The organism is Bradyrhizobium sp. Pha-3, assembly GCF_042258325.1.
In the GTDB taxonomy this organism is placed as follows: domain Bacteria; phylum Pseudomonadota; class Alphaproteobacteria; order Rhizobiales; family Xanthobacteraceae; genus Bradyrhizobium; species Bradyrhizobium elkanii.
The window spans coordinates 7,117,925-7,138,237 of the sequence record NZ_CP170151.1; the positions used below are offsets into that span (position 1 = coordinate 7,117,925).

Annotated in this window: 23 protein-coding genes and 1 tRNA gene; 14 read left to right on the forward strand and 10 right to left on the reverse strand. The window is 64.8% G+C overall.

All coding sequences use genetic code 11. From position 1 onward, the window contains the following. The first annotated feature begins 67 nt into the window (after window positions 1–67). The 3 genes from ACE10X_RS34000 (at window position 68) to ACE10X_RS34010 (ending at window position 2,382) form a co-directional block, all read left to right on the forward strand. Window positions 68–673: a DUF1134 domain-containing protein gene (locus tag ACE10X_RS34000; RefSeq protein WP_016843676.1), complete on the forward strand. Its 606-nt coding sequence runs from the start codon at window positions 68–70 to the stop codon at window positions 671–673. Between the two features lie 237 nt (window positions 674–910). Next, complete coding sequence (locus ACE10X_RS34005) at window positions 911–2,194, forward strand: hypothetical protein (protein WP_038386293.1); 1,284 nt, start codon at window positions 911–913, stop codon at window positions 2,192–2,194. A gap of 113 nt (window positions 2,195–2,307) precedes the next feature. Continuing rightward, window positions 2,308–2,382 (forward strand) — tRNA-Val (locus tag ACE10X_RS34010). A 90-nt stretch (window positions 2,383–2,472) separates the two neighbouring features. Here ACE10X_RS34010 and ACE10X_RS34015 read toward each other — a convergent pair. Next, window positions 2,473–2,778, reverse strand: a complete 306-nt coding sequence (locus ACE10X_RS34015) for a hypothetical protein (protein WP_375763424.1) — start codon at window positions 2,776–2,778, stop codon at window positions 2,473–2,475. Window positions 2,779–2,957: 179 nt separating this feature from the next. Between ACE10X_RS34015 and ACE10X_RS34020 the strand changes: the two genes are divergently transcribed. Further along, window positions 2,958–3,329, forward strand: a complete 372-nt coding sequence (locus tag ACE10X_RS34020) for a DUF4118 domain-containing protein (protein WP_038386291.1) — start codon at window positions 2,958–2,960, stop codon at window positions 3,327–3,329. Window positions 3,330–3,397: 68 nt separating this feature from the next. Here the strand turns inward: ACE10X_RS34020 and ACE10X_RS34025 are convergent, their stop codons facing one another. Beyond that, on the reverse strand, window positions 3,398–3,538 hold the full coding sequence (locus ACE10X_RS34025) for a hypothetical protein (RefSeq protein ID WP_016843686.1): 141 nt from the start codon (window positions 3,536–3,538) through the stop codon (window positions 3,398–3,400). A gap of 180 nt (window positions 3,539–3,718) precedes the next feature. Between ACE10X_RS34025 and ACE10X_RS34030 the strand changes: the two genes are divergently transcribed. Further along, entirely contained in the window at window positions 3,719–3,958 is a 240-nt protein-coding gene (locus ACE10X_RS34030) for a hypothetical protein (protein ID WP_244435883.1), read from the forward strand. A 170-nt stretch (window positions 3,959–4,128) separates the two neighbouring features. On the opposite strand, the gene ACE10X_RS34035 is transcribed toward ACE10X_RS34030, so the two are convergent. The 3 genes from ACE10X_RS34035 to ACE10X_RS34045 are packed head-to-tail and all read right to left on the reverse strand — an operon-like array spanning window position 4,129 to window position 6,544. Next, entirely contained in the window at window positions 4,129–4,356 is a 228-nt protein-coding gene (locus ACE10X_RS34035; RefSeq protein ID WP_157788040.1) for a hypothetical protein, read from the reverse strand. Window positions 4,357–4,409: 53 nt separating this feature from the next. Further along, on the reverse strand, window positions 4,410–4,946 hold the full coding sequence (locus tag ACE10X_RS34040; protein WP_038386288.1) for a hypothetical protein: 537 nt from the start codon (window positions 4,944–4,946) through the stop codon (window positions 4,410–4,412). 50 nt (window positions 4,947–4,996) lie between these two features. Further along, window positions 4,997–6,544 carry an acetolactate synthase large subunit gene (locus ACE10X_RS34045; RefSeq protein ID WP_038386287.1) on the reverse strand — a complete coding sequence of 516 codons (1,548 nt, stop codon included), beginning with the start codon at window positions 6,542–6,544 and terminating at the stop codon, window positions 4,997–4,999. A 388-nt stretch (window positions 6,545–6,932) separates the two neighbouring features. Between ACE10X_RS34045 and ACE10X_RS34050 the strand changes: the two genes are divergently transcribed. The 6 genes from ACE10X_RS34050 (at window position 6,933) to ACE10X_RS34075 (ending at window position 12,754) form a co-directional block, all read left to right on the forward strand. Beyond that, window positions 6,933–7,505, forward strand: coding sequence for a L,D-transpeptidase (locus ACE10X_RS34050; protein WP_038386286.1), 573 nt, complete (start codon window positions 6,933–6,935; stop codon window positions 7,503–7,505). A gap of 93 nt (window positions 7,506–7,598) precedes the next feature. Beyond that, the gene (locus tag ACE10X_RS34055) at window positions 7,599–8,399 is read left to right on the forward strand and encodes a DUF2927 domain-containing protein (RefSeq protein WP_038386285.1); all 801 of its coding nucleotides are present in this window, start codon (window positions 7,599–7,601) and stop codon (window positions 8,397–8,399) included. A 591-nt stretch (window positions 8,400–8,990) separates the two neighbouring features. Then, window positions 8,991–9,950 carry a MerR family transcriptional regulator gene (locus ACE10X_RS34060; protein WP_375763425.1) on the forward strand — a complete coding sequence of 320 codons (960 nt, stop codon included), beginning with the start codon at window positions 8,991–8,993 and terminating at the stop codon, window positions 9,948–9,950. Between the two features lie 87 nt (window positions 9,951–10,037). Continuing rightward, window positions 10,038–11,033 (forward strand): LysR family transcriptional regulator, encoded by a 996-nt coding sequence (locus ACE10X_RS34065; protein ID WP_038386283.1) that lies wholly within the window; start codon window positions 10,038–10,040, stop codon window positions 11,031–11,033. 851 nt (window positions 11,034–11,884) lie between these two features. Then, window positions 11,885–12,175: a hypothetical protein gene (locus ACE10X_RS34070; protein WP_038386282.1), complete on the forward strand. Its 291-nt coding sequence runs from the start codon at window positions 11,885–11,887 to the stop codon at window positions 12,173–12,175. Window positions 12,176–12,292: 117 nt separating this feature from the next. Continuing rightward, complete coding sequence (locus tag ACE10X_RS34075) at window positions 12,293–12,754, forward strand: GNAT family N-acetyltransferase (protein ID WP_038386281.1); 462 nt, start codon at window positions 12,293–12,295, stop codon at window positions 12,752–12,754. A 20-nt stretch (window positions 12,755–12,774) separates the two neighbouring features. Here the strand turns inward: ACE10X_RS34075 and ACE10X_RS34080 are convergent, their stop codons facing one another. Continuing rightward, window positions 12,775–13,095 (reverse strand): hypothetical protein, encoded by a 321-nt coding sequence (locus ACE10X_RS34080; RefSeq protein ID WP_244435882.1) that lies wholly within the window; start codon window positions 13,093–13,095, stop codon window positions 12,775–12,777. 342 nt (window positions 13,096–13,437) lie between these two features. On the opposite strand from ACE10X_RS34080, the gene ACE10X_RS34085 reads away from it, so the two are divergent. After that, a complete protein-coding gene (locus tag ACE10X_RS34085) occupies window positions 13,438–14,586 on the forward strand; it encodes an ABC transporter substrate-binding protein (protein WP_038386279.1) in 1,149 nt (382 codons plus the stop codon). A 4-nt stretch (window positions 14,587–14,590) separates the two neighbouring features. On the opposite strand, the gene ACE10X_RS34090 is transcribed toward ACE10X_RS34085, so the two are convergent. The 4 genes from ACE10X_RS34090 to ACE10X_RS34105 all read right to left on the reverse strand — a co-directional run bounded on the left by ACE10X_RS34090 (window position 14,591) and on the right by ACE10X_RS34105 (window position 18,759). Next, window positions 14,591–15,226, reverse strand: coding sequence for a bifunctional 2-polyprenyl-6-hydroxyphenol methylase/3-demethylubiquinol 3-O-methyltransferase UbiG (locus ACE10X_RS34090; RefSeq protein WP_038386278.1), 636 nt, complete (start codon window positions 15,224–15,226; stop codon window positions 14,591–14,593). Between the two features lie 116 nt (window positions 15,227–15,342). Next, on the reverse strand, window positions 15,343–16,467 hold the full coding sequence (locus ACE10X_RS34095; protein WP_051003102.1) for a M48 family metallopeptidase: 1,125 nt from the start codon (window positions 16,465–16,467) through the stop codon (window positions 15,343–15,345). Between the two features lie 4 nt (window positions 16,468–16,471). After that, window positions 16,472–17,623 carry a DUF898 family protein gene (locus ACE10X_RS34100; RefSeq protein WP_085970710.1) on the reverse strand — a complete coding sequence of 384 codons (1,152 nt, stop codon included), beginning with the start codon at window positions 17,621–17,623 and terminating at the stop codon, window positions 16,472–16,474. A 284-nt stretch (window positions 17,624–17,907) separates the two neighbouring features. Beyond that, on the reverse strand, window positions 17,908–18,759 hold the full coding sequence (locus tag ACE10X_RS34105; protein WP_244435881.1) for a helix-turn-helix transcriptional regulator: 852 nt from the start codon (window positions 18,757–18,759) through the stop codon (window positions 17,908–17,910). 214 nt (window positions 18,760–18,973) lie between these two features. Here ACE10X_RS34105 and ACE10X_RS34110 point away from each other — a divergent pair, with 214 nt between their 5' ends. Both ACE10X_RS34110 and ACE10X_RS34115 read left to right on the forward strand, forming a co-directional pair. Then, window positions 18,974–19,684: a cyclic nucleotide-binding domain-containing protein gene (locus tag ACE10X_RS34110; protein WP_063709693.1), complete on the forward strand. Its 711-nt coding sequence runs from the start codon at window positions 18,974–18,976 to the stop codon at window positions 19,682–19,684. A 44-nt stretch (window positions 19,685–19,728) separates the two neighbouring features. Then, window positions 19,729–20,103, forward strand: a complete 375-nt coding sequence (locus tag ACE10X_RS34115) for a hypothetical protein (protein WP_038386275.1) — start codon at window positions 19,729–19,731, stop codon at window positions 20,101–20,103. Window positions 20,104–20,313: the final 210 nt, after the last annotated feature.

Sequence of the window (20,313 nt, forward strand, 5' to 3'; positions counted from 1 at the left end):
CCTAGAGCCGTGCCTGTTGGCATCAGGTTAAAGGGCAGCGCCCGGATTTCGATAGCAGGGGTTCTTAATGACTTTCGCATCACGCCTTGCCGCGGTCGCGTTTGCCGCGCTGATGTGCTGGAGCGCAGGGGCGTCCGCGCAGCAGGGCCCGCCACCGCAATATCCGCCGCCACAGCGTGAACCAACCCCGTATACTTACGGGCCCGACGAACTGGTCAATGCCGGACACAAGTTCTTCGGAAATGTCTCGCGCGGACTCGCCTCGGTCATCGAGCGCGCCGTCAGCCAGTGGGGCCTGCCCAATGGTTATGTGCTCGGCGAGGAAGGCTCCGGCGCCTTCGTGGCCGGGCTGCGTTATGGCGAAGGCACGCTCTACACCAAGAACGCCGGCGACCTCAGGGTCTACTGGCAGGGTCCTTCGGTCGGCTTCGACTGGGGCGGCGACGGCGCGAGGACCATGACGCTGGTCTACAACCTGCCCTCGACCCAGGCGATCTATCAGCGCTTTGTCGGCATCGACGGCTCGGCCTATATCGTCGGCGGCTTCGGCATGACGGCGCTGACCGCCAACAACATCGTGCTGGTCCCGATTCGCTCGGGCATCGGCTTGCGGCTCGGCGCCAGCGTCGGCTATCTCAAATTCACCCCGCGCGCGACCTGGAACCCGTTCTAGAGCGTTTCCAGCGAAGTGGACGCCGGTTCGCATCAAGAAAACGCGTCGAGACAGAATCCAGAACCTCGTTCCGACTCAGTCGGAACGAGGCCCGAGGTCGTGGCCCTGATCGGGCGATGAGGCCGGCGCTCCGGCACGGTTGGCAATTCAGGTTAACGCGGCAATCGGGCTGGCCTTTGGCCGGCCCGCCGTGGCATTGTGATTAACAAATTCCTTCTTTCCTTGGAGTGACCCTTCATGATCGAGCCGATCATGTACGCGGCGATCGGTTTCCTGATCTCGATGCTGTGCGGCCTGATGATCGTTCCGCTGGTGCATAACCGGGCGGTGCGGCTGACCACGCGCCGCATGGAGGCGGCCACCCCGCTGTCGATGGCCGAGATCCAGGCCGACAAGGACCAGCTCCGCGCCGAATTCGCCATGTCGGCCCGCCGGCTCGAGATGAGCGTCGACCAGCTCAAGAGCAAGACCACGAGCCAGCTCGCCGAGCTCGGCAAGAAGACCGATGCGATCAACCGCATGAAGATCGAGCTCGGCGAGAAGAACGCCGCGATCTTCGCGCTGGAGGCACGCGAGAAGGCGATGAAGGAGCAGCTTCGCGCCACCGAGGAAGAGTTCTCGGCCAAGACCGAGCTGTTGCGCAACGCCGAGCAGGCGCTGACCGACAAGCAGGGCGAGCTTGGCAAGATCAACGCCGAGCTCAACGACCGCGCGATGACCGCCGACAGCCGCCAGATCGAACTGGTCGCGGTGCGGACCCAGGTCGAGGAGCTGAAGAACCGGGTCGGCGATGCCGCCAGGGAATTCGCGGCAACCGAAGCCCGCCTCGCCCAGGAGCGCAGCCAGTCGGAAACCGCGACGCGCGATCTCACCGACGCGCGCGGCCGGGTCGAGAATCTGAGCCAGCGCGTCACCGATCTCGATCGCCAGCTGGTCGCCCAGGTCAACGAAGCCGAGATGCTTGGCAACCGGGTCAACGACCTCGAGACGCGGCTTGCGACCCAGGGCAAGCTGCTCGCCGAGCGTGAATTCGAGAACGGCCAGTTGAAGCAGGCCAACGCCGCCGCGGAGCGGACGGTGCAGGAGCTGCGCGAGGAGATCGCAGCAGTGGGCGGCGGCAAATCGTCCGCGCTCGACAAGCTGCGCCAGGAGAAGGCCCAAGTCGAGGAGCAGCTGCGCACCGTCAGCGACGAGCGCGGCAAGCTGCAGCGCGACATCAACGCGATCCAGCAGCAGGCCGAGAGCTCCTGGGCCACCGAGCGGATGGAGAATGCGCTGCTGCGCGAGCGCATCAACGACATCGCCGCCGAAGTGGCCAAGCTCGCGATCCAGCTCGAGGGCCCCAATTCGGCGATCGAGGCCATGCTGGCGGCGGAGCCGACGCTGCCGGCCAAGGCGGCGGCCAAGCCCGCCAACGGCGCCTCGCCGGGCAGCGGGATGCCCGAAGGCGGCGGGACGCTCGCCGAGCGCATCCGGGCGCTGCAGTCACACGCCTCCCGCGCCCGCCAGCAAGGGGCGTGATTCCCGCAGGGTTTGGCTTGACACCGCTACCCGGCACTTCGTAAATCGCACGCTCTGACGAAGCGCCTTCATCGACCGGCCGCCGACCAGCGGCCTTTGGCACGTCACATCCCGGACGCATAGCTCAGCGGGAGAGCGTTCCCTTCACACGGGAGAGGTCCAAGGTTCGATCCCTTGTGCGTCCACCATTCCCCTTCGGGACCGCCTCATCAAAAATATCGAAAACAACCCCATGCAAAGCAGCCGACGCGTTAGCGGCGGCGGCCGGCGTTTCCGACTCACTGCCGGCGGCGCTGCGGCGCGGATGACGGCTTGGCGGTGCGGCGGCTGAGTTCGCCGAGCAGGTCGCGAACCGCGCCGTCGAGTTCATCGGGTTGCGGAGTGGCGTGATCGGCGGGCTGCGTGCCGGTCGGCCGATACCAGCCGCGGGCGGAGCTGTCGTCATTGGCGGCGCGAACCTGCGGCGCGCGAACGCGAACGCGCGGGGCGGACCGCCGCCGGCGGCGCGAGATCAGCTCGCGTACGCCGTACCCCGATACGAATCCGCTCCCGGCGACGAGAACGACAATCAGAAATTCCAGCATTGCGGTGCCCCACAATCACCCTGCTGCGATGCAATAAGCGCGACAATGCGGCGGAGGCTTGACCGGGACGGTTCCTTTTCACGCTGTCGAGCAGAACGCCGCTCCACGGAGTCCTACGGGGTTTTGTTTGCGGGCCTCCTCGGCTACCTTCCGGGAACTCGCGGGGGCCGGGAGTCTCGATGCGCAAGGGCAACGACTACATTTTGAAGCTGCGGCCTTGGTCCTTGTCGACATTCGTCGTCGCCCTGCTTGCGGTGGTGCTGGCCACCGCGACGCAGGAGATGTTCGCGAGCTTCGGCATGCAGTTCTATTTCGCGGGCTTCGTGCCGGCGATCCTGATCGCCGGCCTGATGGGCGGCGCACCCGCCGGCGCCTTTGCCACGATCATCACGGTTCCGATCGTCTGGTGGGCGTTCATGCCGCCCTATTTTGAGTTTTCCTGGCCGACGCCCGACGACTACGACAGCCTGGCGATGTTCCTGCTGTCGAGCGCGCTCTTGGTCTGCTTCTCGCAGCTCTATCGGGAAGCGCTGGCAATTCTGCGGAAGTAGCGGACGGCGCAGACCGCGACCGGCCGCCGGCGGTGCCGGGCCGGTTGCCTATGGTGGATCGTTCGCTCTCAGATCCCGAACATCCAGATCGCGACGATGGTGGCCAATGTCGCCACGCCGCTGATGGTCCAGCCCACCGCGTAGAAGCTGTCCTCGGGGGCGGTGTCGAGCACCGTATTGGTGGTTTCCGTCATTGACCGCCAGCGCATGGCGTCTCTCCTCGGAACTCCTGCCCGGCCAGATAACGCGGCGCCCGGTTCCCGGTTCCGCCGGCTTCGCGGCGGCCATGCCGTTCACGCACAGCTCACGGACTGCTGATCGGCGCCGCGGAACCCTGCGACATTCTGTCCCGTTGAGGATCGCCGGAAACCAACTTGGGAGAATATCCGATGCGAACACTGATCCTCGCCGCCACCGCCCTTGCCTTCGTCTCGTCCACCGCGCTCGCCCAGGACAAGGCGGGCGGCAGTCCGGCCCCCGCCGCGCAAAGCGGCGACACGGCGACCAAGGGCGAGGCGGCCAAGGCGCCGAAGAAGAAGGCGAAGAAGACCGCCAAGAAATCGAGCGCCAAGACCGGTGCCGCCGCGACCGGCGCTGCCCCGGCCGGCAGCGATGCCACCAAGCAATAAACCGAAACAATCGCGCTCGGTGATCCACTTGGCGATCACGGACTTGTCGAGCACGGACTCGGCGATCACGGACTTGGCGATCACGGACTTGGCGATCACGGAAAAGGCCGCCCGAAGGCGGCCTTTTTACTGTCTCGGTGCGGATGCTGCCTCGGCCCGTCACGTCGCAATCAAGTGCGCCGACCACCTCGGGCAGTGGAAGTTGGATCTGCAAGTTTGATCAATGCAAGTTGGACCAGCGAGAGTTGGACCAGCGAATTGAAGTGCGGGAGGGGGAGCGAAAGAGTTGCGGAGCTGATAATCCGCACCGCCATCGGATCGTTCTGAAAATTGACCACCAGCTCCAGTAATTGCTCCACCTCCCGCACCTTCTGTTGTGCCGCGCGTGCAGGGGCCACGCATGATCCAAACGGGCTATCACTGCAACGCGGAGCAAGATTCATCGATAGACTTAATGCGGAGCGCCATTGTCGCGCCTGTTCGCGAGCCCGCCCTCGCGTAGCCGCTCGGCAAACCAGAGCGAAGTCGCGCTATCGATGGCTCCGCCAACATAGACCTCGGTAAAGCTCACCCCGCTTTGTCCGACGATCACCAGTACGCCCATCGCATAGGCAAACCAGACATTCGGATCGGTCAGCGCCTGCAGCTTGCGCTGATCGTGCTCGATCGGCTGGTGATTGCTGTCCTTGCGCAGTTCGATGGCCAGGAGATTGTTCGGGATGTCGCGCTGGTGCACGACGATATCCGGATAGATCGACTTGCCGAGATGGTCGTCGGTCGAGCTCCCCGAGCCGCGCGGCAGCCGCAGCGTGCGCTCGCCGAGCCGGTCGTAGTTGCAATCGACCTGCCAGCCGGAAAATTGCCGCTCGACATAGACCGCCAGCCGGTGAGTGAGCGTTCGCTCGCCGAGATCGCGCTCCAGCAGGAACATCTCCTGCGCATAGAATTCCTCCACGGCGGCGATCACCTTGTTCAGCTCGGTCTGCATCGACGCCTCCGACTGGACTTGCCACCGCCGTGGCTATTGAACTCGCGCCCCTACATCTGCACTTCGATCAGCCGCGGTCCCGGCTCCGCAACGGCTTCCGCGAGCGCCTTGTTGAACTCGTCGGCCGACGTCACCGCCCTGCCCGGCACCCCCATGCCCCTGGCGAGCGCGACGAAGTCGAGCGTCGGCCGGTCGATCTTCAGCATGTCCTGCGCCCGCTTGCCCGGCTCGCCGGCGCCGACGCCGTCGAACTCGCCGCGCAGGATCTGGTAGATGCGGTTGGCGAACACGATGGTCACCACGTTGAGCCCTTCACGCGCCTGGGTCCACAGCGACTGGATCGTGTACATCGCGCTGCCGTCGCCGACCATGCAGATCACCTTACGGTCCGGACAGGCGACCGCGGCGCCGGTCGCCACCGGCGTCGAGAAGCCGATCGAGCCGCCCATGTTCTGCAGCCAGTCATGCGGCGCGGCCGCCGCCGTCGGCGGGAAGAAGCCGCGGCCGGTGGTGACGGATTCATCGACCATGATGGCGTTCTCGGGGATCGCGCACGCGATCGCCTGCGCGATCGTGGCATGGTTGAGCGCGCCGGTCGGCTTGACCAGCTCCGGGTGCTGCTGCGGCTTGACGTCCTGCGCGGTCGCATGCAGCGCATTGGCCAGCGCCTCGAGCGCTGCGACCGAATTCTCGCCCCAGGCGGTCATGCGATGCACCTCGCAGCCTTCCGCCTTCAGCATGCTCGGCTTGTTCGGATAGGCGAAGAACGCCACGGGATCGTTGGCCTCGACCAGCACGATGTGACGGAAATTCTTCAGGATCGGCAGCGCCTGCTCGATCACATAGGGAATGCGGTTGATCGAGAAGCGGCTGCGGCCGCGCGCCATGCGCGGGTGATAGGTCTGGCCCATCACCGTGCAGCCGGTCTTGCCGGCGATGCGCTCGGCGAGCGCCAGTCCGTGCTCGGTCAGCGCGCTGCCGGTGACGAGCAGCAGCGTATGCGCGGCATCGCCATGCAGGATCTTCGCCGCGGTATCGACCGCCTGCGGCGAGTAGCTCGGGCGCTGCGTGTCCACGGGCACCTCGGCGATGCCGCCGGCTTCGTTCCAGGCGGTGTCGGCCGGCAGGATCAGGGTTGCGATCTGCGGCGGCGCGCTCCTCGCGGCGGCGATCGCGGCGGCGCCGTCGGCGGCAACCGACTTGGCATCCGGCGAGGTGCGCACCCAGGACGACATCGGCCGCGCCAGGCCCTCGATGTCCGATGTCAGCGGCGCATTGTAGCCGATGTGGTAGGTGGCATGCTGGCCGACGATGTTGACGATGCCGGAATGCGCCTTCTTGGCGTTGTGCAGATTGGCAAGGCCATTGGCGAGGCCGGGCCCGAGATGCAGCAGCGTCGAGGCCGGCGTTCCCTTCATGCGGAAATAACCGTCGGCCGCACCGGTCACCACGCCTTCGAACAGACCGAGCACGCAGCGCATGCCCGGGACCTTGTCCAGCGCCGCGACGAAATGCATCTCCGAGGTGCCGGGATTGGTAAAACAGACATCCACGCCGCCTGCGACCAATGTCCGCACCAGACTTTCCGCACCGTTCATGCTCTCGCTCCCGTTTCGAGATGTTCTTGAGATCGCTCAGAGCATGGTCCGATCCGATTGAATCGGATCATGCTCGTATCCTTTTGTTTGGTCGCGTTTTCTTCACGCGAACCGCTGCCCACTTCGCTTGAAAACGCTCCAGCTCTTGTTTGGTCGCGTTTTCTTGACGCGAACCGGTACCCGCTTCGCTCGAAAACGCTCCAGATCAACCACTCTTCAGCCGCTTCGTCAAAGACTTGGCCGGACAATGCAGGTATCGCTTCCGATCTGTTGCCTTTTTAAACCGTGTTGTTCGAAAATGCCTGAGGTCACGGCTTCGTCGCTTGCGAAACGCCGGCAATTGTGGCCTCTCTGACTGCATATTTGATTGTTCGCGAGGACGACGACCATGCGCCCGATTGCCTTGATGTTTGCCGCGCTCACGATCCTGGCAGGTGCCGGCCAGGCCCACGCCCAGTTCTTCGACTCCCGCGGCTATCAGTCCGAAGCCCCGAGCTTCTTCGGCGGCGGCGCAAGCCCGATCCCGCGCACCACCGTCAACTACCCGACCAACTACGCCCCCGGCACCATCGTGGTGAACACCGCCGAGCGCCGGCTCTATCTGGTGCTGGCGAACGGCCAGGCGCTGCGCTACGGCATCGGCGTCGGCCGCGACGGCTTCCGCTGGGGCGGCGTCCACCGCATCTCCGCAAAGAAGGAATGGCCGTCGTGGACGCCGCCGTCGCAGATGCTGCGCCGCCGCCCCGATCTGCCGCGCCACATGAACGGCGGCATCGAGAACCCGCTCGGCGCGCGCGCGATGTATCTCGGCTCGACGCTCTACCGCATCCACGGCTCGAACGAGCCGGAGACGATCGGCCAGGCCGTCTCGTCGGGCTGCTTCCGCATGACCAATGACGACGTCACCGACCTCTATGGTCGCGTCTCGGTCGGCACCACCGTGGTGGTGAAGAACAACTGATCGCGTCGATTTCAACGGAACCAGGCGCCGCCATTCGGGAAGATCGCTGATCCCGCCTTGCGCTGCCGCAAACCTTGCGGCAGCGTTGTCATAATGCCCCAGCACCGTCCTTCGATCCTCGTCCTTCTCGCCGCAACGCTCGCCGCTTGCCTCGCTGATGCCGCGGTGCCCGCGGCAGCCACCGAGGTACCGGCGATCGCCGCGCGCCAGCGCAACGAGAAGAAAATCTTCACCGACGCCGAGATCGTCGAGGGCTTTCTGAAAACCGCGTTCGGCGCCGAATATCATCTCGCCGGGCGGGTCGACCGCATCCGCAAATATGACAGTCCGGTGCGCGTGTTCGCCGACGGCAGCCGCGCCGACCGCAAGGCCCAGCTCGCCAAGGTCGTCGCCGACATCCGCGCCAAGGTGCAGCATCTCGACATCGCGATGACCGACAACAGCGAAGCGGCCAATGTCGTGGTCAAGCTGGTGCGCGACCGCGAGCTGTACCGCACGATCGCGACCTTCTACGGCCAGGAGCGCGCCAGGGAAATCCGCTCCTCGCTCGACCCGCAATGCCTGTCCGGCTTCCGCAAGAACGAGAACTACGAGATCGAGCATTCCGACGTGATCCTCACCGTCGACAACGGCGATTTCGTCTTCCTCGACTGCGCCTATGAGGAGCTGTTGCAGTCGCTCGGCCCGATCAACGACACCGCCACCGTGCCGTGGACCATGTTCAACGACAACGTCTCGATGGGCTATTTCGACGTCTACGACCAATATCTGCTCAACCTGCTCTACGACCCACGCATCAAGCCCGGCATGACCGTGCAGGAGGTCAAGGCCGTGCTGCCCGCCGTCCTCGCCGACGTCCGCGCCTGGGTGGCGAAGGTGAACCATCTGGAGTGAGGGTGGGCGGTTTTTTGTATGCAAATGCCCGTCGCACACAACACCGTCGTCCCGGCGAAGGCCGGGACCCATAACCACCGCATTTGATTGTGAACGGGATCGTGGCTCCAGCGTCGCGCAACGATTGAGATTTGGGGTAATGGGTCCTAGCTTTCGCCAGGACGACGGCGGCAAATGGTCCTCGATTCATGATGACAAACACACGGTGTCATCACCCGCGCATGCGGGTGATCCAGTATTCCAGAGGCCTCTGAGTTCAATCCGATAGGCCGCGGCGTACTGGATCGCCCGGACAAGCCGGGCGATGACAGATGAGGATGAGCATATAGCTTCGCGTTCTCGCGACACGAACTGCCCGAGCTTTGCATCTCGTTCCGCCCTCTCCCTTGGCAGAGGGCGCAGGGAAAGCCGGGTGCCGATCGCACCCATGGGTCCCGCGTAGTAAAAGCACCTCCCCGCTTGACCTTGCCCCTGCGGCCGCCTCCATAGAGGCGCGGTCAGACGACGCGAGGTGATTCGATGAATGCTGCTGCCGCCCGTTTCCTCAGCCCGTCCGAAGCTGCAAGGCAGCTCGGCATCTCGGCGAAAGCGTTGCGCCTCTACGAGGAGCGCGGCCTGATTGCACCCGGCCGCACGCCGGCGGGATGGCGCGCCTATGGTCCGGCCGAGATGGCGCGCGGCGCCGAGATCGTCGAGCTGCGCGCGCTCGGCCTCAGCGTCGGTGAAGTGGCGCGGATCCTGAACGGCGACGCCGTCACCCTCGGCCGCGTGCTGGCCGCGCACGAGGCCGCGCTCGAAGCGCGCATCCGCCAATGCGGCGACAACATCGCCAAACTGCGCCGGCTGCGCGCCGACCTTGGCGGCGGCAAGATGCCCGCGACGGGCGACATCATCGGTGCGGTCCGGACGCGCCCGGCAATCGGCGTCGCGTTCGATCTGCCGTGGCCGTGGGGCGGCGAGCGCTTCGAGCTGCGCGACATCAAACGGCTGAACTACATCGTCGGCCCGCTCGGCAGCGGCAAGACGCGCCTTGCGCAACGGCTCGCCGAAGCCCTGCCCGGCGCCAGCTTCGTCGGGCTGGACCGCGCTGCCGATGGCGGCGCGGCCGTGCGTGCGCGCCTCGATGCCGATCCGGCGCACAACGCCAGGGTCGCGGCCAGCCTTGCCACCCTGCTGGCCGACGGCGCCGCGGACTCGCCGGCGCTGACCGCCCTGCTCGCGGCGCTGGAGGCCGGCGACGACGCGATCCTCGTGATCGACATGCTCGAGCAAGGGCTCGATGCAGCGAGCCAGGAAGCCGTCATCGCGCATCGGCGCCGCCGCGGACCCGAGGCCCGGCCGCTGTTCTTCCTGACCCGCTCCAATGCGATCCTGGATCTCGACGCGGTCGGCGGCGATGAAGCAATCATCCTGTGCCCCGCCAATCACAGCCGGCCGATCTGCGTTACGCCCGTCCCCGGCGCGGCGGGCTATGAAGCGGTCGCGACCTGCCTCGCTTCGCCCGAGGTCCGCGCGCGCACGGAAGGCACGATCGCGTGGCGGCCGTCCTGACTTCTCGCATTGGTTGTATTATAATCGAATGACAATGCACGACGCAGGTCGGATGCGCGCCAGAAAAGTGTGCTATAAGCACGCGCGATGATCGAGCTTCCCCGTACCCAGGCCTTGCGTTGCTTCATCACGGTTGCCCGTGAGGGCACGGTATCGCGCGCAGCGGCGATGCTGAAACTGACCCAGCCTGCGGTCAGCCTGCAACTGAAGGCACTCGAGGAAAGCACCGGGCTGCAGCTGTTCAACCGCACCCCTGCCGGCTTCACCCTGACCGAGGCCGGCGCCGCGCTGCTGCCGCTGGCGCACCGGGCGGTGGCGGCCGCCTCCGACTTCAAGGCGATGGCGGACTCGCTGAACGAGGCGCAGCGCGGCACGCTGCGCGTCGGCACCATCCTCGACCCCGAATTCACCCGGCTCGGACCGTTCGTGCGCAGCCTTGCGATGTCCTCGCAGCGCACCGAAGTCTTCCTGCGCCATGGCGTGAGCGACGACGTGCTGGCGCAGATCGGCCGCGGCGAACTCGACGTCGGCTACTATGTCGACGCCACGCCTCCGGACCAGCTCGCCCATCACAGCTTCACCGAACGGACCATCGCCGACGGCCGCTACCAGCTCGCCCCGCTGCTTTGCTACGACTACCGGGTGATCGCACCGATCGCCTGGCGCGACCGGGTGATGGGCAAGGGCTGGGCCGAGCTCGCCGAGCTGCCCTGGCTGGCGACACCGCTGCACTCCGGCCACCGGCGGCTGCTCGACGACATCTTCCGCCCGCTCGGCGCATTGCCGAAGCGGATCGGCTACACCGACCAGGAAGAGGCGATGATCGACTTCGTCGAATCCGGCCTCTGCCTCAGCCTCGCACGCGACAACGTGCTGGCGCCGCGGATGGCGCGGCCGCATCAGTTCGTGGTCGCCGACAAGGTGAAGCTGACCTGCGATCTCTCCTTCGCCAGCCTCGCCGCCCGCCGCCAGGAGCCGGTGATCGCCCACGCCTTCGCAAGCGTGCGCGCGGTGTGGAATATCAAGCCGGCGATCGCCGGCGCCGGTCCGACGCGGACGCGGAAGGTCGCAAAGAACGTGTAGTGCGGCGCACGAGCGTGCAGCTCAAGAAACGACTCTGTCCACCTCGGCTTCCCGGACAAGACTAGCAGCGCGGAGGCGGCAGGTCAGCTTTGGGCCAATAGCAGTCCTCCGGTCTAAAAATAGCGCGATCACACCCCGCGCCGAATGACGTTCCAAGCCAGCCAACCAGCAACGAAGATTGACAGCGAACAGAATGCTACAGTCCCCCAGACACGGAGGTCAGGGTTTGTCTCGTTCAGCCAAACTAGTGCAGCCAAGCACAGCGACGCCGGGACAGTGCACGCCTGTGTCACAACAAACCGGCGTCGCAGTACGCGCGATGCGCGGGAGCTCCAGACAAAACTTTCAACCTCGAGCCTGCGGGAAATCGTATCGACTGGCTCTTGAGGATACCACTTTGCCAGCTCGCTCATGACGGACATAAAACCCCATCCGGCAATGCCGATTAGCGCAATTCCAATTAGGCTTAAAATGAGCGACATCCTCGCTGCTCCAGTTCCTAATCGTCTAGCGCGTCAAACATTATAGTCCGCTCAGGGTCAAAAGCCGCCACGAGCGGGAGCCGCTGCTCTGTCCGCTCTGGACCATCACCCCGTCATTGGACGTTCTGACATGCGGGTCCGACGTCCTCGAGCCTTCTTCACTTCAAAGCCAAGCTGGTGCAATAAGCGGAGACTTCACCGCTTCTCCAACCGGCGTTGAGTCCAGTTTCCGTGCACTGATTGTAGCTCTTGAAGGGGACGCCGCCGGGCCCGATGTTTCGGCACCCGGTGTAGGCGGACGCGCCGGCGGACCAGGAGCCACCGACCCAGGGCCGGTCGCCCGACCTGAAGCTCGTCACGCAACCGCCGATGCAAAACACCGAGGTTGCAGCTGAGTGGGGAGCCGGAGACGAGGTGCTGCGGGCCGCCGCGTGCTGCTGCGGCCTGGGCTGCGCGGCAACGTGCCTCGGCGCGTCGACCGAAATGCCAGGCAGCGGGCTCGGCTGCGACCACGCCGTGCCGCTCGATCCGCACAGCAGCGGCACCATCGATAAAACAGCGACAGCGACATTCGTGATGAAGAGCGACGAGCCTTTCATAGCCATGTCCTCCCAAGATGCCGGACGGCAGTTCCATCCCGGGATGCAGGTTAGCACATAGTCAACCGCTCGAAGTTCGCATTCGAAGACATAATCAGCAACATACCGCCGATGCGGGTCGTGTTATCGCCTGGTGATTGCAGACTTGACGCGACCGTTGCGCGAACGGAGACGACCGATGGAATGCACGATCCGACCTGCACGCGACGAGGACGCGGACGAAATCAGCGCGGTGATCTTGCGCGCGCTGCGCGAGACCAACGCGAAGGACTATGCGAGCGAGATCATCGAAAGGGTCGAGCGGAGCTTCCGTCCCGACGCCGTGCTGCAGCTGATCGGCAAACGCACCGTCTTCGTCGCCGCGATTGACGGTCGTGTGGTTGGAACGGCAAGCCTCGATGGCAACGTCGTCCGCACGGTATTCGTGTCCCCCGACGTTCAGGGCCAGGGCATCGGCAAGCGGCTGATGGCCACGGTCGAGCGCACGGCGCGTGAGCGAAACATCTCCACACTGGCCGTGCCGTCCTCGATCAGCGCCGAAACGTTCTACGCGCAGCTCGGCTTCAAGGCCGTGCGCGACAGCTATCACGGGGACGAACGGACGATCATCATGGAGCGGTCGTTGCAGGACCGCCCGTAGCTCGTCAATGAACCAGGGCCTTAGGCCGCAAACACCAGCGGCCTCGTCATCTCAGCCATTGTCGGCGCCAGCGACGGCGCCTCGCAATCCTGCAGGGCGAGCTCGTCGACCAACTCTCGCAGCCTTGGCGGCAGATCGGCGTAGTCGCCACGCAGGGCATGGCGCAGCCGCTCGCCAATCTCTTCGCAGATGGCGCGCGCGTGCTCGGACGCAATCGGATGATGCTTAGTCATGGACGTGGACCGCTGGCAATGACTGCGCGCCGTCCAACTGCACTTCCGCAACCACGGATCCGCATGTGCACATGCGATCAAGACGAGGATCCGAACAATGCTGAACATGGTTCGTACTCCCTTTTCCGGTTCTTCAATAACAGCAGGTCGTTGCCGCCCGATTAGGGAAACTGGTTCTCACCGCCTTTAAGGGATTGGTAAACGCGAGGTTCACGACCGGCGGAGCCCGATCAAGTGCTCTGGACGGCGTCGGCCTCGCCATTCCCGTTCGTCGCTTCCGGCACCTCAGCCGGTCAGGGCAGAACTCAACCAGGCGCAGGCCTGCCCGACGCCGCCAATGTCCCCAATCAGGGGGACAGACGAATCCGGCGGAATCAATATGATGCGCGACCGGACGGCGGTCGGCTATCATCGGCCGCAGATAAAAAGAACCTGCTGGGAGGATTTGCAATGAAGCTGGCCATGGCCGGACTGTTGACATTTGCGAGCGCGATCCTGATTGCGCCGGGCGCGCGTGCCGACATCAAGGTCGGCGTCGTGGTGTCCGGATCCGGACCGGGCTCGGCGCTCGGCCAGCCGCAGATGCGCACCATCGCCGCGCTGCCGAAGGAGATCGGCGGCGAGAAGGTCACCTATATCGCGCTCGACGACGAGTCCGATCCGACCAAGGGCACGCAGAATGCGCGGCGCCTCGTGATCCAGGACGGTGTCGATATCCTGATCGGCTCCTCGCTCACCCCGGTGACCATGCCGATGCTCGACGTCGCCGTGGAGAGCAAGACGCCGATCATCTCGCTCGCGGCGGCGACCGCGATCGTGCAGCCGATGGACGACCGCCGCCGCTGGGCGTTCAAGGTGGTGCCCAATGACGACCTGATGGCGGCGGCGATCCTGAAATACATCGCCAAGTCCGGCATCAAGACGCTCGGCTATATCGGCGTCTCCGACGGCTATGGCGAAGGCTATTACAAGGAGGTGTCGCGGCTCGCCCCTCAGCTCGGCCTCACCGTGACGACGCATGAGGTCTATGCGCGCGCCGACACCAGCGCGATGGGTCAGGCGCTGAAGGTGATCGCGACCAATCCGGAAGCGGTGTTCATCGCCTCCGCCGGCACGCCCGCCGTGCTGCCGCAGGAGGCGCTGCGCAGCCGCGGCTATGCCGGCAAGATCTTCCAGACCCATGGCGTGGCCTCGGAAGAGTTCATCAAGCTCGGCGGTGCCAATGTCGAGGGCGCGATCTTCACCGGCGAAGCCTTCACCATCGCCGACGATCTGCCGGCGAACGATCCGTTCCGCCAGGTGCGCGACGAGTTCGTGTCGTCCTACGAGAAAGCCAACGGCTCGAGGCCGAACATCTTCGGCGCGCATCTGTGGGACGCCGTCACGCTGTTCAAGCGGGCGGCGGCGAATGCGCTGAAGACCGCAAAGCCCGGCACGGCGGAATTCCGCGCCGCGCTGCGCGACGAGCTCGAGCGCGGCAAGGACGTCTACCTGAACAACGGCCTCTCGACGATGAGCTCGACCGATCACAACGGCTACGACGAGCGGTCGGCGTTCCTGATCAAGGTCGAGGGCGGCAAGTTCCGGCTGGTGAGGTAGAGTGTCACCTCTTGCGCGCCACGATGTAGGGGCGGTGATCGTCGCCCCTCGTCGCATGGTTCTCTGCAGCGACAATCTCGAACCCGCCGGCACCCAAGAACTCGCGCAGTCTCTCGGACGTGAACACGCCTGCATGGGGCGCCATTCCGATCGCGCGCATCGCCGGCAGCACAAGCCGGACCAGCGGGTTCATCTCACCAACACAGGGCGTCTTGGAAATGAAAACGCCATCTGCCACCAGCAGCGCGTGAATCCGGCAGAGAGTGCCATGCAGGTCCCGAATCAGATGGAGGTAGTTGAACCCCAGGATGGCGTCGAACGGTCCAGCGTCGACCGCAGTGGTATCGGCAGTCGCGACCCGGAACGTCAGACCCCGGATAGGCGTCGTCGCGTGCTTCTCATTGGCGATCGCAATCATCTCCGCCGAAATGTCGGTGGCGAGATAACTCTCGACGCCGCCGGCGAGCCGGAGCGCCGTGGTGCCGGTCCCGCAACCGAGCTCCAGCACACGATCGCTGGATTTCAAGAGTGCGCGGGTCCGGTCCAGCGTGCGCTCATATTCGGCCGGCGCTGCGACCGGCCGCGCGGCATATTTGCGTGCAGCCCGGTCCCAGAAGCGGGCGTCGCTTTCGATGGTCAAGACGGGCAAATCCTCCGGGCGCGTGCGGGCTCAAAGACCATGAGCAGTCTGCACCCACCCAGGTCAATTCCGTCAAAATGTCGCGCTAGCCTGCTCCAGTCTCGAAATCCCCTGCGTCACACCTTGCCCTTGCCCGCCGCGCAGATGCCCTTCAGCGCCTGCCATTCGGCTGGTGACAGCAGCGGCGGACCGTCGGGCCGGCCGGCGGCATCGACCTTGTCCATGCGCGCGAGGCGGTCCTCGGTCAAGGGATGGCTGGAGACCAGCGAGAGCCCCTTGCCGCCTTCCTTGCCGGTGACACGGAACATCAGTTCGCCCATCGGCCTGGCCGGACGGCCGAGCTTGTGCATGGTCTCGACCGCGAAGCTGTCGGCATTGGTCTCGGCGTCGCGCGAATAGGACGACGTCACCAGCGAGCGCGAGGCGAAGATCAGCGCGCCGGAGCCGGTGACATCGCCGAACAACAGCCCGATCAGGAAAGAGGTGCCGCCATTGTGGATCAGTTCGCGCATGCTGTCGCGGTGGCGGAGATGGCCGAGCTCATGCGCCAGGACGCCGGCGATCTCGTCGGGGTTCTCGGCTTTCTCCAGCAGCCCGTCGAACAGATAGACCTTGCCGCCGGGGAGCGCGAAGGCATTCGGGACCGACGTCGCCAGCACGCCCGACTGCACCGATGTGTCGAAGCCCGCGGACTGCCGCAACTTGCCGACCAGCTTCGCGAAGGCCGCCTGGCCGGCCGGGTTGCTGCAGGGCTTGCCGTCGAACAGCACCTTGACCTGCGCCTCCGCGACATCGCCGATGCGACGCTCGAACGAGTCGGGCACCAGCGGGGTCAGCCGCTCGGCGGCCAGCGGCACGCCGAACAGCACCACCAGCACGATCGACGCCGCGGCCGCGAGCGACCAACCGACGATCGCGGCGACGCCCCTGCGGTTCGGCAATCCCTCCTCGAGCGTGTCGCAGCGCGCGACGAGCGCAGCGATCAGCCCGGCGTCGCGGATGTCGAGCCGCGCCAGAGGCGGTGCGGTCAGGCAGCTCAGCCGCAACAGGCCGGACGGGCTGTCGGCGCGGCGGATATCGTGAAACGCCCAACGCGCCAGCAGCTCGCCGTCTTCCCTGATCTCCAGCGCATCGGACAGTTTGAGCGCGACGATGCGCCGCCGGTTCGACAGGCCGTCGAAGAAGACGCCGCCGGGATTAGGCAGCGCCGCGGAATTGGTCTGGCCGGAATCGGATTCCATGTAGCTAGAAGCCCCCGACGTCGAGGCCGTCGGCAAAACCTTCGCCGAGCGCATTGGCGAGCTCGCCGCGCGCGGTGACGTTGGCCGCCGCCCCGATATTGTGCACGATGGTCGACGACAGCACCCGGACCCAGAGATCGCGCATCAGATAGACGCGCAACACCACGTTCAGCGCCAGCGCGAAGGCGAGATAGCCGATGCCGAGCAGCACGATCAGCGGAATGCTCTTGGCGAACGCCTCGGTCCTGAAGAAATCCGCGATCGAGGAGCCGTCCATGCTGGCGACCAGCAGGGTGCAGAGCGCGAGATAGGCCGCGAACAGCAGGCCGAGCAGCACGACCCAGCCGATCACCTTCCAGTACAGGCCGATCAGCGCGCCGCGGCGAAGCGTGGACTCCAGCCTCACTTCGCCGAAGCGGATGCCCGACAGCCACCAGCGCCACTCGACCGCCTTGAACGCGGCATAGGCGAACGGGGCGAAGATCGTGCTGTAGAGCGCGAACGGCATCAGGACCCAGAGCCACCAGCCCCGCTTGAAGAACTCCCAGCCGCGGCCCTCGAACGAGCCTTGCAGGTCACCGTAATAGGAGTGCCGCATCTTGTAGCGTTCGAGCGCCGCCTCGCGCCACGGCAGCGCGAGGCCGAGCGTGATCACGACCAGCACGCCCCAGAGCGAGGCCTTGAGCGCATAGACCCAGCCCGACCCGCTCATCCAGAAGCGGACGCCGCGCCACACCGTGCGGGTCAGGCGGTAGCGCCGCGCGCGATAGATCGCGAACTGGCCGAACAAATAGAAGAAGGCAACCAGCGGCAGCGAGGCGAACGCCTTGAGATGCTCCGCCTCGATGCCGATCAGGAAATAGCCGAGATAGATCGGCACCAGGATCGCGAGCGCGACCAGGAAGCCGATCAGGAGCTCCTTGCCGCGGCCGGTATATTCCGGCGCGTCGCCGTCGATCTGGCTGTTCGACCACAGGTGACGTCGGATGTCGGTGGTGAGCCAGAACCGGTAGAAGCCGACCGTCACCAGTTCGAGCCCGGCGCCGCGCGCGACCAGACGAAAGAACTCCTTCCGGTTCCCTGAAAACGCCACCGGCATCGGCGGCGGAGCCGGTAGCGGCGGCGGCTGCGGCGACCCCAGCGGGGTCCAGCTCATGTCGTTCACGGGATGGCTCCTGGACGGGACAATCTCTGGGTTATCAAAAGCACAGATTTGTCGTCGCGAGTGTGATCCAGGTTTCACACAAGGTCGAGAGCCGAGGCGGTTTTTTGGCGCGGTGCGGTTGGCTTTGCCTTAACGAGATTGCCGGAAACAGCGTGTCCGCACTCCGGCAACCCCGGCGCGGTTCACTTTCCGAGATAGTCCTCCGCGATGGCCAGGATTGCTCTTCTCGCCGAAACGCGCCGCATCTTGCCGCATGAGACTGCGACCGCAGTTCGCTATCGCAGCTTGCCGAGCCACAGCGCGGTGAGCGCCGAGCGATTGCGCACGCCGAACTTGGCGTAGATCGACTTGACGTGGAAATGCGTGGTGTTCGGACTTTGGTCAAGCCTCTGTGCGATCTGCTTTTCCGTGTGCCCGTCGAGCAGTGCGAGCAACACCCTGCGTTCAGCAGGTGTCAGGGCTGCATTGGCGATCAGCAGGCCGTGGCTGAGCAGTTGCTGACGGTGAAACCATCTCAACCCGCGCATCACGAAGCCCAGACGCTGGCCGTCCTGCGCCGAGAAGCGAGGGGCCTCCGCATCGCGAAACACGAACAGGCGAATCCTGACGTCGTCATTGAGCGCGATGCGCACGGAAATGCTGTCGGCGAAGCCGACGTCCAAATAGTGCCGGCGATAGTGCTCGCCCTCGAACCATTCCGGCGGCAACGCTTCGAACAACAGGCGGACGCGGAACGGCTCATCTCCCGACATGGAAAGGATCTGAGACAGGTCGACGTCGCGGGACCAGAGCGTATCGAACTGCTTCTGCACGGATGCCGCCACCGCCGGTATCGGGTCCAGCACCCGGACGAGGCGCGGACGCCAACCGAGCAAGGGATCGGCCCGCTTCGGCGAAGGCAATCGCACGACAACACCCCATAGCACATTGCGTGCCGACAACATGGTACGCAGTGCGGCTAGCAGATGTGTCAGTGCGGCGTCGCCGTCGCCGACGGAGAACTCGGCCAGCCGATCCCAGAGTGCATAGACATCTTGATTCTGCGGATTGGTGGAATCCGTGGATAGATACATGTCCCCCCGCTGCGATTGCAAACGCTTTTGTCCGCGTATTCCCCGCATCGTCATTGCAAGCAAACGTCCTCAAGCAGACCGCGATGTTCTGTGGAGCGGCCCTCTTGGTGTGGCTGCTGTCGGTGACTTATGGGCTGGATCTCAGTGCCGGATTCTTCTAGCCGATCAGCATCTGATGATTGCGTTTGCTTCGGTATCCGGCCCCCTTGAGCCACATGTGCAGGGGTCGTCGCGCTCTTCAGCGGCAAGTTCATAGAAGGACGCGGAAATGCTCTGCTCAGACGTTTTGCTCTGCGGCTCGAAGTCCTGGGTTGAAGCTGCCGGCTATCTCGCATCACTTCTTGTCCTCGCCACGTTTTGCATGAAGACGATGCTCCCGCTCAGGATCGCGGCCATCCTGAGCAATGTCGCGTTCATCGCATACGCGTTCTTCGACGGCTTGTATCCAATCCTCATCCTTCACTCGGTTCTGCTGCCTCTTAACGTCATCCGAACAGTCCAGATGCTCCGCCTCAGGCGAATTGTGGAGCAGGCATCCAGGGGCGAATTCACAACCGAACCGCTATGTCCGTTCATGAAATCCGCGACGTGGAAGGCCGGGGAGATCATTTTCAGGCAGGGCGATTACGCCGATCGCATCTATCTGCTTGCAAAGGGAAGCGTACGCCTCAATGAAATCGATCTCGTTCTAGGGGCGGGAGAGCTGTTCGGGGAAATTGGCGTTTTCTCGACGGCACATGAGCGCACCCAGACGGCTCAGGCAATTTCCGATGTCGAGTTGCTCTGGCTCACCGAGGGCGAGCTCGCCCAGGTGTGCCATGCGGATCCTGCCCTGGCTTTCCACTTCCTGAAGCTGTCGATCAACCGCCTGCTGGCCAACACGGGACGCCAGCCGGTCCTTCGTGGTCCCAATACCCCCGGCCGGCGAGAACGAGCTTCGAACCTCAACGAGGGAAATACATACTTACCGATCAGGTGATGGAACGACCAGCAAGGACGCCGCCGCAAGCGAGGACAGGTGCGATGAACAGGTGGATCGTGTCGGCATGCCTTTTGGCGCTGACGGCAGCTCCGGCTGCTGCCGTCGACGTGCGGCTGGATTCCTATCGCAATCCAAAAAGTGAGAACTTCCGCGTCTTCAATCATATGTACCTGGACGGCGTCAGGGGCGGCCTGATGGCTTCCAATGCCTGGCTGAAACGGCATGGCGGCCAATTGTTGTTCTGCATGCCCGACGACCTTGCACTGAGCAGCGAGCAGACCGAAGAGATCATGCTGAAGTCCGCCGACAAGCGGTCGGCGAAAGGCGAGATGGTGATCGCCCTCCTGCTGCTGTGGGGGATGCAGGACACCTACCCCTGCGAAAAACCCGCCGGCGAGAAAACCGGCAGTCAATAAACGGCGCCCGCGCCGTTCGCACGCCGCCGCCCGACCAAATCAAACGCCGTTTCAAACGGGCGTGGCCGCGGCCGCGGCCCCTTCGCCACCGGAAAGGCCCGGATTCGGCCGCTTTGGCCTGACATCAATGCGGCCAAATGCGCGTCGAGAGCCCTTGCGCAAACCGCCGAATGGGAATGTAATTCGGTAAAACATGCCGCGCCGGCCATG

Coding starts and splice junctions, on each gene's coding strand:
- ACE10X_RS34000 (WP_016843676.1), top strand. CDS start 68: ATGACTTTCGCATCACGCCTTGCCGCGGTCGCGTTTGCCGCGCTGATG.
- ACE10X_RS34005 (WP_038386293.1), top strand. CDS start 911: ATGATCGAGCCGATCATGTACGCGGCGATCGGTTTCCTGATCTCGATG.
- ACE10X_RS34015 (WP_375763424.1), bottom strand. CDS start 2,778: ATGCTGGAATTTCTGATTGTCGTTCTCGTCGCCGGGAGCGGATTCGTA.
- ACE10X_RS34020 (WP_038386291.1), top strand. CDS start 2,958: ATGCGCAAGGGCAACGACTACATTTTGAAGCTGCGGCCTTGGTCCTTG.
- ACE10X_RS34025 (WP_016843686.1), bottom strand. CDS start 3,538: ATGCGCTGGCGGTCAATGACGGAAACCACCAATACGGTGCTCGACACC.
- ACE10X_RS34030 (WP_244435883.1), top strand. CDS start 3,719: ATGCGAACACTGATCCTCGCCGCCACCGCCCTTGCCTTCGTCTCGTCC.
- ACE10X_RS34040 (WP_038386288.1), bottom strand. CDS start 4,946: ATGCAGACCGAGCTGAACAAGGTGATCGCCGCCGTGGAGGAATTCTAT.
- ACE10X_RS34045 (WP_038386287.1), bottom strand. CDS start 6,544: ATGAACGGTGCGGAAAGTCTGGTGCGGACATTGGTCGCAGGCGGCGTG.
- ACE10X_RS34050 (WP_038386286.1), top strand. CDS start 6,933: ATGCGCCCGATTGCCTTGATGTTTGCCGCGCTCACGATCCTGGCAGGT.
- ACE10X_RS34055 (WP_038386285.1), top strand. CDS start 7,599: ATGCCCCAGCACCGTCCTTCGATCCTCGTCCTTCTCGCCGCAACGCTC.
- ACE10X_RS34065 (WP_038386283.1), top strand. CDS start 10,038: ATGATCGAGCTTCCCCGTACCCAGGCCTTGCGTTGCTTCATCACGGTT.
- ACE10X_RS34070 (WP_038386282.1), top strand. CDS start 11,885: ATGCAAAACACCGAGGTTGCAGCTGAGTGGGGAGCCGGAGACGAGGTG.
- ACE10X_RS34075 (WP_038386281.1), top strand. CDS start 12,293: ATGGAATGCACGATCCGACCTGCACGCGACGAGGACGCGGACGAAATC.
- ACE10X_RS34080 (WP_244435882.1), bottom strand. CDS start 13,095: ATGTTCAGCATTGTTCGGATCCTCGTCTTGATCGCATGTGCACATGCG.
- ACE10X_RS34085 (WP_038386279.1), top strand. CDS start 13,438: ATGAAGCTGGCCATGGCCGGACTGTTGACATTTGCGAGCGCGATCCTG.
- ACE10X_RS34095 (WP_051003102.1), bottom strand. CDS start 16,467: ATGGAATCCGATTCCGGCCAGACCAATTCCGCGGCGCTGCCTAATCCC.
- ACE10X_RS34100 (WP_085970710.1), bottom strand. CDS start 17,623: ATGAGCTGGACCCCGCTGGGGTCGCCGCAGCCGCCGCCGCTACCGGCT.
- ACE10X_RS34105 (WP_244435881.1), bottom strand. CDS start 18,759: ATGACGATGCGGGGAATACGCGGACAAAAGCGTTTGCAATCGCAGCGG.
- ACE10X_RS34110 (WP_063709693.1), top strand. CDS start 18,974: ATGCTCTGCTCAGACGTTTTGCTCTGCGGCTCGAAGTCCTGGGTTGAA.
- ACE10X_RS34115 (WP_038386275.1), top strand. CDS start 19,729: ATGAACAGGTGGATCGTGTCGGCATGCCTTTTGGCGCTGACGGCAGCT.